The organism is Fodinibius sp. AD559, from assembly GCF_052712805.1.
In genome coordinates, this window is the sequence record NZ_JBQPVW010000003.1 from 1 (window position 1) to 12,788 (window position 12,788).

The 12,788-nt window shown below is 38.9% G+C and carries 12 protein-coding genes; 7 read left to right on the forward strand and 5 right to left on the reverse strand.

Features of this window, described 5'->3' with window-relative positions:
- Nucleotides 1–208 precede the first annotated feature (208 nt).
- Nucleotides 209–400, forward strand: coding sequence for a hypothetical protein (locus tag ACQ4LT_RS05695; RefSeq protein WP_445665066.1), 192 nt, complete (start codon nucleotides 209–211; stop codon nucleotides 398–400).
- 172 nt (nucleotides 401–572) lie between these two features.
- On the forward strand, nucleotides 573–3,809 hold the full coding sequence (locus ACQ4LT_RS05700) for a CHAT domain-containing protein (protein ID WP_445665067.1): 3,237 nt from the start codon (nucleotides 573–575) through the stop codon (nucleotides 3,807–3,809).
- A 107-nt stretch (nucleotides 3,810–3,916) separates the two neighbouring features.
- Here the strand turns inward: ACQ4LT_RS05700 and ACQ4LT_RS05705 are convergent, their stop codons facing one another.
- Nucleotides 3,917–4,648, reverse strand: a complete 732-nt coding sequence (locus tag ACQ4LT_RS05705; protein ID WP_445665068.1) for a tetratricopeptide repeat protein — start codon at nucleotides 4,646–4,648, stop codon at nucleotides 3,917–3,919.
- Nucleotides 4,649–5,013: 365 nt separating this feature from the next.
- Here ACQ4LT_RS05705 and ACQ4LT_RS05710 point away from each other — a divergent pair, with 365 nt between their 5' ends.
- Nucleotides 5,014–6,135 (forward strand): glycoside hydrolase family 3 protein, encoded by a 1,122-nt coding sequence (locus tag ACQ4LT_RS05710; protein WP_445665069.1) that lies wholly within the window; start codon nucleotides 5,014–5,016, stop codon nucleotides 6,133–6,135.
- 10 nt (nucleotides 6,136–6,145) lie between these two features.
- Here ACQ4LT_RS05710 and ACQ4LT_RS05715 read toward each other — a convergent pair whose 3' ends face one another.
- The gene (locus ACQ4LT_RS05715) at nucleotides 6,146–7,039 is read right to left on the reverse strand and encodes a YihY/virulence factor BrkB family protein (protein WP_445665070.1); all 894 of its coding nucleotides are present in this window, start codon (nucleotides 7,037–7,039) and stop codon (nucleotides 6,146–6,148) included.
- A 94-nt stretch (nucleotides 7,040–7,133) separates the two neighbouring features.
- On the opposite strand from ACQ4LT_RS05715, the gene ACQ4LT_RS05720 reads away from it, so the two are divergent.
- Nucleotides 7,134–7,709, forward strand: a complete 576-nt coding sequence (locus ACQ4LT_RS05720; RefSeq protein WP_445665071.1) for a DinB family protein — start codon at nucleotides 7,134–7,136, stop codon at nucleotides 7,707–7,709.
- Nucleotides 7,710–7,713: 4 nt separating this feature from the next.
- On the opposite strand, the gene ACQ4LT_RS05725 is transcribed toward ACQ4LT_RS05720, so the two are convergent.
- On the reverse strand, nucleotides 7,714–8,160 hold the full coding sequence (locus tag ACQ4LT_RS05725; RefSeq protein ID WP_445665072.1) for a sterol desaturase family protein: 447 nt from the start codon (nucleotides 8,158–8,160) through the stop codon (nucleotides 7,714–7,716).
- Nucleotides 8,161–8,269: 109 nt separating this feature from the next.
- Between ACQ4LT_RS05725 and ACQ4LT_RS05730 the strand changes: the two genes are divergently transcribed.
- Genes ACQ4LT_RS05730 through ACQ4LT_RS05740 form a run of 3 tightly spaced genes read left to right on the forward strand, consistent with a single transcriptional unit; the run spans nucleotide 8,270 to nucleotide 10,737 of the window.
- On the forward strand, nucleotides 8,270–8,707 hold the full coding sequence (locus tag ACQ4LT_RS05730; RefSeq protein WP_445665073.1) for a LexA family protein: 438 nt from the start codon (nucleotides 8,270–8,272) through the stop codon (nucleotides 8,705–8,707).
- A 2-nt stretch (nucleotides 8,708–8,709) separates the two neighbouring features.
- Nucleotides 8,710–9,408: a hypothetical protein gene (locus ACQ4LT_RS05735; protein WP_445665074.1), complete on the forward strand. Its 699-nt coding sequence runs from the start codon at nucleotides 8,710–8,712 to the stop codon at nucleotides 9,406–9,408.
- A gap of 3 nt (nucleotides 9,409–9,411) precedes the next feature.
- Nucleotides 9,412–10,737: an ABC1 kinase family protein gene (locus ACQ4LT_RS05740; RefSeq protein WP_445665075.1), complete on the forward strand. Its 1,326-nt coding sequence runs from the start codon at nucleotides 9,412–9,414 to the stop codon at nucleotides 10,735–10,737.
- Nucleotides 10,738–10,818: 81 nt separating this feature from the next.
- Here the strand turns inward: ACQ4LT_RS05740 and hflC are convergent, their stop codons facing one another.
- A complete protein-coding gene (gene hflC / locus ACQ4LT_RS05745) occupies nucleotides 10,819–11,763 on the reverse strand; it encodes a protease modulator HflC (RefSeq protein WP_445665076.1) in 945 nt (314 codons plus the stop codon).
- Between the two features lie 3 nt (nucleotides 11,764–11,766).
- The gene (hflK, locus tag ACQ4LT_RS05750) at nucleotides 11,767–12,786 is read right to left on the reverse strand and encodes an FtsH protease activity modulator HflK (protein WP_445665077.1); all 1,020 of its coding nucleotides are present in this window, start codon (nucleotides 12,784–12,786) and stop codon (nucleotides 11,767–11,769) included.
- Between the last annotated feature and the right edge of the window lie 2 nt (nucleotides 12,787–12,788).

The window sequence follows — 12,788 nt, forward strand, 5'->3', positions numbered from 1 at the left end:
AGCATTGCACTGTTCACCGGCTGCGCCTCCGTTACCGACCCCGGCCTTGACAACCAAGAGCAAGCCGACATCGAGCAGCCCACGCAAGTTGACACCCCTGACTTTGGCACCGAAGCAGGCATGGATCCCATCGTCGATAAACCAGAATTGTAATTCCCAGCATAACTATTAATCACTTTATCTCTATAACTCTAAAAAGCTCTCTGTTATGAAATCTATCACACACAAACTTCTCGCTATTATTTTTAGCATTGCACTGTTCACCGGCTGCGCCTCCGTTACCGACCCCGGCCTTGACAACCAAGAGCAAGCCGACATCGAGCAACCCACGCAAGTTGACACCCCTGACTTTGGCACCGAAGCAGGCATGGATCCCATCGTCGATAAACCTGAATTATAATTTTATTTTAATCAGAGACTAAAAACCAAATTGCTAACAAACGTATATAATTTATGCAAGTACAGATAATGTGAGTTCCATTTTGCTTTAAAGTAAAGGAGCCCATAGATTGTTTAATCCTTATAAAAAATTTGCTTTACAGTTTTCCTAAGGCAATAATTTTTATCACTCTATGTTGCTTACGATTATTATATGCTTTTTACAATTGGTATCCGTTGCAGATAGGGATAGTATCCCCAATGGGAATAGTTTTTATAACCACTCCAAATCGCAAGCCAAGTATTACATTTCACAGGTTAAGGCGGATACCAATATTGAGGAAAACCTGTGGGCTCTTACCCTTTTGGGAAGTGAAAACAGAGAAATCAAATCGTTTATTGAAGAAAAAGCACAAGAAACTGAAGAACTTAATATTTTCGCCAATTTTGAAAACACTTTCCAAAGTCAACTAAAAAAAGTAGTATTTCAAACGGGCTCCCCTAATCTTTTAATCGCTCTATTGCTGAATACTGATAATACCGCAGATAGAAAAAAAATATCCCGTGAATATATTACTAAATACGATCTGCCGGCTAATAGTGAAATAAACTTTAGTAAACTCACTGAAGCTATTATAAATAAAGATAAAATTAGCACTGAAATTCTCCCCAGTCACAAATTTTTATTACCACACTTCTTCCTTCTATGGGATAGTAATTACTCCACCCTCTTTACCAATACTTATTACAATAACATTAAAAAAAGTTGGACCAAAAATTATTCCTCTCCCCAGAATATTCACAATACACTTGCTGAGGTAAGCTATTTTCGCATTTTATATCTTACAAATAATTATTCCGAGTCTGCCTCTCTATATAATTCTCTTAGTAACAATAAACTCCTGCCCAATTCAACGCTCAAGCTAAAAACCTACCAATTTTTAGATTATACAATGTATAGACTTGGATATTATGACCGAAGCCTTAAAATTGTACGTCAACAAACTTTGCCTTTAGCAACCTATCTCGGTGAGGAGAAGGAACGAATCAGTATTAAACAATTGCAGGGAGTTTATCTCTATAGCATTGGAAAAATTAAAGCAGCTGAACAAATATATAGTGAGATATTACATGAGATAGATGAAACCAATCTAAATATATCTCGCTCCTCTCTATATAATAATATAGCTCTTGCTTACCACAAACTGGGCAAGTATAACGATTATTTAAAATTTCAATTTAAAGCTCTTTCTATTGCTGAGGATAAAGAAAATTACGATCACCAACTTAATATTTTAAAAAATCTATTTGTTTACTATAGAGAATCAAATAATCCAGAAGAAGCTATTAATTATTTGAACAAGGCGGAAAGATTAGCTGTAAAAAAGAATAAAAGTAATGACTTAGGAACTATATATACTCTTTATGGATCTTTTTACAGGAAATTTAAAACCAATTTCCAAAAAGCGCACTCCTTCTACTCAAAAGCCGCTTCTGTATTAAATTCTGAAAACAATACACGTCAATATATAAAACTACTAAACGAAATAGCTTTAACTTTCGAAGAACAAAAGAAATATGATCAATCGATAGAAAAACATAATGAGATAATTTCATTATCAGGTGAGGAGAGGGGAATAAGTTATATTGATGCACTTGTAAACAAAGCTCAAATTTATTTAAAAAGAGAAAACATAGATCAAGCCAAAACCCTAATTGAGAAATTTAAATCTTTTGATCTCAACCAACTCGATTTTAATCAAATTGTTAAAGCAAAAAAGGTTGAGGCTGAATATCTCTCTAAGACTGAAAATAAAGATGAAGCACTTGATATTCTTGAACCCACATTAAAACAAATTGTTGTAAGAGCCCAGAGTAGTACCGATCTCAAATCCGGGTTTTGGCATGTTGAAGATGAGTACCTCGATGCCTTTGAGCTGGCGGCCTCTATTTATATGGATACAGGACAACCCGGTAAAGCTGTTGAAAAACTTGATCAGCTGAAAACCATTAATGATGCCTCGCTTTATCAAAACCCGCTGGTTAAGTCAAGCTTGCTGAACGAATCGGAATTAACGGAATACAAAAAAATAACCAATCAGCTTGATGTCGTCCGCAAAAAACTTCTGACTGCACCCGAAGACGAGCAATTTAAAATTCGACAGCAGATCAATCAGTTAAATACCAAAAAACGAAAGTACGATCGCCGGCTAAGTAAAAATATTGATCAGAACCCTACCTCTATTCGTCAAATTCAGAATAAGCTGTCAGCCCGGGAGCTCTTGCTGCATATAACGGAACTCAAAGACCAATACTATATCGCAAAAATATCGCGCACTGATATAGACCTGAAAACAATTGATCTGGATGATAAGCGAAGGCAACTGTTTAGTAATACTGCTCAACAAATTGCTACTCATGAGACAAACCTTGACTCTCTTTATAAGATTTCCCAACTCCTGGAGTTAAAAGAGATTCCCGATTATGTCGATAAAATTACGCTTATTCCCGACAGCTACTTCTATCAGCTTCCATTGGATATCCTCCCCCTGGAAAAGCCCTCTAAAAGCTATAGCTACGGAGAAGCAACGTATGCCATTGAAAAGTTTAAGACACAATATTTGACCACGCTGGAGGATTTCAAAACACCAAACCGTTCTTCATCCGCCTCTAAAACGCAAATGAATTATGTGGGATACGGAGTATCAAACTTTGACAATTATACCAACCAATCATTAGTACCACTGCCTTACGCTCAATCCGAGGTTATTCAGATTGCAGAAAGTCTCACTAACCTCTCTCAAGTAGAAACCTATATCAATGAGCAATCAACCAAATCCACTTTTAAGCAAACAGCTCCGCACTCTCAAGTCCTCCATTTAGCAACACACAGCGAAGTATCGGAACGCGACCCGATGTTTTCTACTGTCTATTTTAACAAATCTACGGCCGGCACCGACAGCACTTTTGACGATCGGTTTTTTGCCTATGAGTTATTTGAGCTGGACCTCAGCAATGAAATGGTAATGCTCAACTCCTGCGAATCTGGGTCCGGATCATATATACAGGGTACCGGGGTAATGGGTATCAGCAGAGCGTTGCGATATGCCGGTGCCGAATCACTGATACTCAATTTATGGTCGGTGAATGATATGCTTGCCTCAGAATTTGCTGTTCAATTCTACTCGAACTTAAATGAGGGGCAATCAAAAGCTGAAGCGCTAAGAGCTGCGAAACAATACTTCTTAAACAGCAAAAATGCTGATCCTCACTTCTGGGGGCCCTACATGTTAATCGGAAATACCGATCCGATTGTTGAACCCCAACAGGATAAAAATATGGCCATGGCAGGAGCGTTTATCTTCTACTTTCTGCTCATGGCCGGGCTGTCTTACCTTGCTCAGCAAGGAATTATCTTCTCAAAACAGTGATGGGTAACAGTAAGGAGATCTAACGAAACGCCCTCTCTCAGAAAGTAAACAATGATGAATAGCTCTACTCTATTCGTTATTAATTATCAAGCAGCGAAGGTTTCAAATCAATCGGACAACGCATTCAGATAACTTTTAGCGACCCGGCGATACGCTCCGTTCAACTCATACGCTTTCTCAATATTCATTTCTGCATCAACAAGCTGATCTAAATGGAAATAAGCGTTGCCGATATACCAGTATGCTTTCTCTAACATAAGCACATCAACACTATTTTTATGCGTTACCACCCTTTCGTAATACTCGATAGCTTTATTGTAATTGCCATTATTATAGTGCAGAGAACCTAAATTAAGACTTAGCTCAGCAATCCATCCAGGCTCTGTAGCATTCTCAAGCTCAGACTGCAATAAGGATATCGCCTCATTTTCATGTCCCGTATTAGCAAGCTTGATCGCATTCCGTATTACCTCTTTATCAGAAGTAGAAGAAACTGCCCCATCACCAGAACGATAATAATCAAGCTCTATGCTTGATACGGGTTCTACCGAAGATTGCTGCTGGGTAGAAATATTCATCACACCAACTACTGCAATAAGCAAAGCAATTACTGCAGCTGCTGCATAATACCAATATTGCTTTTTATTTGTACTCTTTTGCTCTTCTCTTTTCCGCTCAATCACGGCTTTGAGATTCGCTACACTTTTGAGATAATCCAAGTGATAACCATCCTGAATTAGCTCAGCCCATAATTCATCGACTTCCTGAGCGGAAAGTTGACCATTTACATACTGGTCAATTTTCTCTTCCAGCTCTTTTTTATTAAAACTCTCAATCATGACTTTTTTCCTAAAAATTAACACGCAAACTCAAGGCAATTGCGTGTATAATAATATTAAAAAACCTTCTTTAATTTCATTCACTTTACAAGAGTATACTGTTACCCATTTGTTACAAAATTTCTACCCTAATTTTTCTATCCAACATGATTATTTACTATAAATAGCTTTAAACTTAATTATAGTGTTCTCGCGCTGCAAAAATTAAGAAAAACTAATAACTGAAGTCACTATATTCATCCAAAATTACAACACCTTTAACCACAACTGTTTTCAATTTATTCATTCAAAGAAATAAGATACTATTAACATTTTATCTTATTATCTCTCACATTAAGCCGCTGCTTTTAGATAAAATCACCGATATGTTTCGCTTATTCCTAACTATTCTTCTTCCCCTGCTAACCATAAATCCTTCTTTCAGTCAATCTTCATTTTCCGAAGAAAAGGTATCTCTCGATGAAAAAATTGGACAGATGCTTTTGACAGGATTCCGGGGAACGGCGCTCACTGATACCAATCATGTTGTGCGTGATATAAAAAAATATCATTTGGGTGGTGTTATCCTTTTTGACTACGACGTCCCTTCAAAATCTTCGAAACGAAATATAGAATCTCCAGAACAATTAAAGACACTTATCAACGACCTTAAAAATTTATCTGATATTCCACTTATTGTTTCTATTGATCAAGAAGGAGGACAAGTAGCCCGACTGAAACCATCAATGGGATTTCCAGAGATAAAATCTGCAGAATATCTCGGAAAGTTAGATAACACTGACAGCACCAGGTTCTACGCTCAAAAAATGGGGCAAACATTAAGAGATATCGGACTCAACATGAATTTTGCACCGGTTGTTGATCTCAATACCAATCCCGACAATCCCGTTATTGGTGGATTGGAGCGCAGCTTTTCTAAAGATCCCCAGACGGTAGTAAAGCATGCTTCTATCTATATTAAAACGTTACACAAATACGGCGTATGGTCGGTGCTTAAGCATTTTCCGGGGCACGGAAGCTCAAAAAATGATTCTCACTTAGGCGTAGTTGATGTTACTGATACATGGTCTAATAAAGAGTTAATTCCCTACCGTAAGCTTATTAATAAGGGGTTGGGAGATGCCATTATGACTGCACATATTTTTAACCGCAATATTGATCCCCATTATCCAGCGACTCTTTCCAAGCCTACCATTACCGGGTTACTGCGAAACAAGTTGAACTACGACGGTGTGGTTATCTCTGATGATCTCATGATGGGGGCCATCCGTCACGAATACGGACTTAAAACTACCATCAACAAAGCCATCAATGCCGGCGTTGATATTCTGGTTTTTGCAAATAACTCAGTTTATGATCCTGATATTATTCCCAAAGCACACAAGGCCATCAAAAAACTTATCGAGGAAGATAAAATTAGTCGTAAACAGATTGAACGATCCTACAATCGAATTATGGAATTAAAAGGCAGCAGCACCAAACAGTAGCAACAATTTTCTATATCCACAAATCTTCATCAAGTTTCGCTTCCCAATAGGGTTTCACCTTTCCACCGTATCGACTGGTATACACCCGGGTAAAAACAGCACCAATAAGAACCACCTGCACATTGTAATAAATCCATATAAGAAATATTACAAATGAGCCAGCTGCCTTATACATGGGTTGCAGGGCGGCCGCACTCAAATACCAATCCACAAGTGATTTTCCTGCCATTACTAAAATCATTGTTACTATTGCTCCAACAGCTACATCTCTCCATCGGGCATCAAGATCTGGCAAAATTCTAAACATTGCTGCAAAAAATGTAATGGCAAGTACAATATTCGTCAGTGATGTCCCCATCTGAATCAGATATATATTTGTATTACCCAAAATGGGAATAAGTAAATCACCCAGCCCATAAATAATACTTTCAGAAACCAATCCAACCAAGAAGAGCAGGCTTAGCGCTCCTATAAAAAGTAATCCCGTTAACCGACCCCATAAAAATTGCCAGACAGAATTCAGTTTTGGGTTTTTGACTCCCCAAATCATATTTAATGTTTGTTTAATCTGTGAAAGCAAGGTGGTTGCTCCAAAAAGCAAGGTAATAACTGCAATTACCGAAGACCACAAACCGGATGTTCCCTTGCTGGCTGATGCTACAATCTGTTCTATAGTATGGGTTAACTCAGCCCCAACTACCGATTCGATCGTTTGCTTAACCTCTACCGCTCCCAATTGACTCCCAAGCACCATATTTAAAATCCATAAAGTAATAATAACTAACGGGGCCGTCGAAAATATGGCATAAAAAGCAATTGCGGCACCATGTAGTCCTATATTTATTTGCCCTATTTGATCATAGGTCTCCTTTACCAGGTCCCAAATATTCCTAAATAACTTCACAAATATTTTTTGGATGAAAATTTCATTTATTCCATAATTTTGCCAATCGTATAAACAACGGATTCCAATAATACCAAAAACAGAGTCTTCTATAATGCAAAAATACACCTATAACTGGTTTATCCAACAATTTGAACATACAAAGATTACCGCTGAAGAATTCATTTTATCTGTTGATGAAAACTTATTTCTAAAAGCCCCTGCAGAAGATCGGTGGAGCATAGCAGAATGTTATAGTCACCTCATCAATTACGGGGATCTTTATTTTGATAATATTACTTCAGCTATATCAGAAAATGCCGGTACTGCTGACTCAGTAAACCAACCGTTTCCGCCCCGATGGCTTCCCCAAAAAATCATTTCGATCTTTGAACCGCCGTACAAAATGAAGTTGAAAACCATCAAAGCAATGAAACCTGTTGACACGTCAGAATATAATCGAATGGAATTGCTTGATGAGTATTTAAATTTACAGGATCGTCTGATTGCGCAACTTGAATATGCTCATCAAAAAAACGTTCACCTTGGCCAATCAAAAGTTACCCATCCTATTTTTTCTATAATCAAAATGACGCTGGCAGAGTGTTTTCTTCTGCTTGAAGCACATCAGCGTCGTCATCAATGGCAAGCCGAACAAACATTGCAAGTGCTACAAAATCACGCCACATAGCACTTTATTTTTTGTATTTGTCATACGGAAATAAAAACAACCCATAAGGCTCTTGGCCTTCTTTGTCTATTGATTGATGGTGCCGCTGATGCGCATATCTAATCAGCCGCATCACCTTGCTATCACTTTTAAAAGGCATAAAACGCTTGTGGGCAAACAGATCGTGAATAATAAAATATAGGATTCCGTACACAGCTATTCCTGTACCTATTGCAAAACTCACTGATTCAATTGGAGCTGCACTTCCGCGATACATTAAATACACCGACACACCCGCAAAAAAAAGCGAAAACAGATCATTGAGTTCAAATGATCCATGCGTTGGCTCGTGATGCGATCGATGAACTTCCCATAATAAGCCATGAAAAATAAACCGATGAACCAAATAAGAGATTATTTCCATTCCGGCAAATCCTAACAGCAGCCAACCAATAAATGCTAAAATATACATGACAATATGTGTTCAGTCTTCGGCCCTAACTTTCGATATAAATATCAAAATCGGGACTTAATCCCAAGCAGTCTTTGTTAATAGATAAAAGAAGTTATGCAGGTATAATATGGAGGATTTTCGTATTACCGATATTTATTCGGGAAATATAGACCGCGAACCCAAACAAGATCCCAACCGGTTTCGTAAAGAGACGGGATTTCCATCACCGGCACGCGATCATTTTGAAAAACCGCTTTCGCTCGATGACTATATCATAAAACGGCCGGCCGCTACGTTTTTTATGCGTGTGAAAGGTGACGGACTCAATAATATTGGAATTTTTTCGGATGATATTCTCGTTATAGACCGGTCAATAACACCAGCAGAAAATCATATTATTGTTGCAATACTCGAAGGCAAAATGACTGTTCGCAAACTAATTAAAAAAGGAAACACTGCCTATATAATGAAGAGTGATAACTCAGCTGATAAACAGAAAATTACAAACGAAACTGATTTTGAAATCTGGGGCGTAGTGACACATGCCATCCACAAATATATTTAATCATGGATACCTTTAATCCCGAAACATTTGAGATAAAATTTGCTATAGCAGATATCGCTACTGATCTATATATACAAGGTGATGGGCAGTTTTATATCAAGGATATAGCCAAAGAAATTGATATTACCCCGGCGGAGGTCTTTAACTACTTTCCCAATAAAAAGTCTATTCTCGAATTTTATTACGCTTCGTTGGTCATTCGCTATGAGATGATGATTGACGAGATCGATGATTTTGAATCATACACCCTCAGCGAAAAACTCTCAAACTTTGCGTTTACCAATTTTGATATGCTTCGAGAAAAAGAAGCTTTTGTAGAGGCAACGCTCTCTGAATATATCCTCAACAGTTTCACCAAAACAGATTTTGAAAAAGAGCTGGAACGACTTATCAAGCAGTTTCTCGAAAATGATGAGCATATTTCTGTCTCCTCTACTTTAGTCTTAAACTCCTATTCGTACACATTTCTGCGGAGGCAGTATCTTGAGCTGCTCCGATTCTGGATAAATGATACCAGCGAGGACAAGGAGCTTAGTATGGAGCTCACTGATAAAGCTACGGCCGTACTTCAAGAACTCATGTATAACCCTGTACTCGATAAAAGCTTTGATCTGCTCAAATTTATGAATACCAATAAAAAAGCTTTTATCAACAATATCCCCATTGTAAAACAACTCTGTTCTAAAATTGAAATACGATAATTTATGAGTAATGATTTTCCATCCTCCAAACTTGAGCGCGGTAAAATATTTGCAAAAACCGGTATCAAAGTTGGGACAAATTATGCCAAGCGATACCTCAAAAAATCAGTCGGTAAAAAGGAATCCGAAGAAGAAGGCAAGCAGTTCCACACCCAGAATGCCCGGCAAGTATTTAATGAATTTACCAAACTCCGCGGTACGGCCCTGAAAATTGCCCAATCCCTCAGTATGGACGAAGGAATGCTGCCCGAAGAATTTGCCGAAGTGATGAGCGAATCACAATACAGCGTTCCTCCCATCAACAAAGCACTGGCGCGATCAATCATCAAAAAGGAGCTTGGGGACTATCCTGAAAACCTTTTTGCTAAATTTGATACTGAAGCTATTGCCGCTGCATCTATTGGACAAGTACACGAAGCGCGGCTTAAAAACGGGCAGAAAGTAGCCGTCAAGATTCAGTATCCCAATGTAAAAAATACGATCCACTCGGATATGTCGATGGCAAAAACGCTGATGAAAAGAATCGTCAGCGGTAACGGTAATTTTGACGAGTATTTTGAGGAAATTGAAGAAACACTGATGGAGGAGACAGATTACCATCAGGAGGCGGAATATCTCAAATATTTCAATAAGCGCTTTTCCGAAGGAGAAGTTATTACTCCTAAATATATTGAGGAGCTATCGACCGACAAGGTGCTTACCATGACTTTTATTGAGGGTCAACACCTTAAGGAGTTTTTAGCTACAAATCCAAGTCAGGAAGAACGAAATCACTTTGGACAACTGCTATGGGATTTCTTTCATGACCAAGTTGAACAACGTGATTTTATCCATGCCGATACTCATCCGGGCAACTTTTTCTTTCGGGATGACGGAAAGTTGGGCGTAATTGATTTTGGCTGTGTGAAAAAATTCTCTGAGGAATTCACCCATAACTACATGCAGCTGTTGCCCAAACATTTAAAGCAAAACGAGGAGGAAATTCGGGATCTCTATTTAAAGCTGGATATCATCAAGGAAAATCCCAAGAATCCGGAAACAGAAGAAGAGTTCTTTCAATTTTGCAAGGCCTATGGGGATACTTTTGCGAAGCCTTATATGGGCGATGAGTTTGATTTCGGTGATCCCGACTTTAAGAAAAAAATCACCCGCTTTGCCCGGGAGCTCCCTATCAAAAATGAACCACGGGGCGATAAGAACTTTATTTACAGTACCAAGGTTCACATGGGACTCTATAATATGCTGATGAAGCTAAAAGCCCAAATTGATACCGAACGCAGCAAAGAGCTTACCCACAATATGATCGACACGATGGCCCAAGAAAAGTGACTTAAATTACTTTTATGAAAATAAAAAAGCCTGCGGATTTTAAACCGCAGGCTAATTATTTCTCAGATATATTTTCGCTTTTTACTCTTGAATATCATTCAAGAACCTAAAGAAGTCGCTATTCGTTGAAAGAATAAGAGACGTTTGATCATCCAAAGCTCTATCGTACGACTCCATTGTCCGGGTAAAGTTATAAAGCTCCCGCGCCGCATTTGTTTGATTATATGCATCTGCATAAATTGCCGTTGCACGAGCATCCGCTTTTCCACGGATCTCTTCTGCCTCCCGAAATGCCTCTGATTCTATCCTGTTCAATTCACGTTGTTTTTCACCGTTAATACGAGCGGCTTCTCCCTCACCTTCGGATCGGAATTTATCGGCAATACGATTACGTTCACTAATCATACGATCGTAAACCGTTTTCCGCACATCTTCTACATAGTTGATACGTTTAAACCGGAAGTCAAGAATCTTAAGCCCTAAATCTTCAGCCCGCTGGTTGCCAAGCTCTTGAATCTCTTCCTGTATAGAACCCCGGCCAACGGCTATTTCTTCGAGTGAATCTTCGACAACATCGGTTATTGTCGCATCCGATTCAGGATCCCGATTCGTTAATCGCACCACTTCTACCAAATCATGAGAAGCAACGGCATTCCGGGTTTCACCGTCCAAAATATCATCTAAGCGTGATTGTGCTCCGCGTTCGTCACGCAGTCGCTTAAAAAATTGAAGTGGATCAGTTATTTGCCAGCGCGCATAGGTATCTACAAAAATAAACTTCTTATCTTTGGTTGGAACCTGATTACGGTCACCATCCCATTCCAGATAACGCTCATCAAAATAATGAGTTCGCTGTATTAGCGGGATTTTAAAATGCATTCCAGGATCTGCAACCGCCTCACCTACAGGATCTCCAAACTGGGTAATAATAACCTGTTCTGTTTCATCAACAATATAAAATCCGTCATAGGCAATGAGAAAAAGAACACCTAAAACTACAAAAAGTACTATTTTAAAATTCTTCATTCCTTAATTACCCTGTGTATTTGAATTAGCATTTACGTTGTTGCTTTTGACCCCTTCCATTTGCATCTGCAAAAGCGGTAGCACACTATTTCCATTTTGGTCGGTAATAATTTTATTCCCCATCTTAGGCAAAATATTTTCGAGTGTCTCAAGGTAAATCCGTTGCTTAGTAACTTCCGGAGCCTTTACGTACTCGCGGTAGAGCTGATTAAAACGAGAGGCTTCTCCTTCAGCCCTGTTAATACGATTTACGGCATAACCCTCAGCTTTTTGAATTGTTTCCTGTGCCTCTCCCTTGGCACGCGGTACTACTTTATTGTATTCAGATTTTGCCTGGTTAATTAAGGTCTCTTTCTGTTGCTGTGCTTCATTTACAGCATTAAAAGAAGCCTTCACGGGATCGGGGGGATTAATATCCTGCAGTACAACCTGCTCTATACGAATTCCTGATTCATATTCATCAGCCAGTTCTTGGATAAGCTCCTGTGCTTTCATGGCAACTTCTGCACGACCAACGGTCAATACTTCATTTACCGTTCTGTCACCCACAACTTGACGCATAGCTGATTCAGACATATCCCGCAAAGTCTCTTCCGGATTACGAATTTTAAAAAGAAAATCATAAGGATCTGAAACACGATACTGTACAACCCATTCTACATCCGCAAGATTGAGGTCTCCCGTAAGCATAAGGGATTCATCTCCATACCCTTGTTTCTGATAATTCGATCGCACTCCGGCACTCGTTGTTCGATAACCGAATTCATGTTTTAACTGTCGCTGGATGGGTACATAACGCACTTCTTCTATAAAAGGAGCTTTAAAATTTAATCCGGGCTGCGCTGTTCTGGTGAATTCCCCAAAACGCATAACCATTCCTACTTCTTCGGGATTAACGGTAAAAAAAGAGGAAAAGGCCACCACCACAATTAACGCTCCCAAAATGATGTATCGGATATTACTGCCTAACTTCTTGAGTTGCGGCGGTATATCCATGCCAGAAAAGTTATTGTCTTGTGCCATAT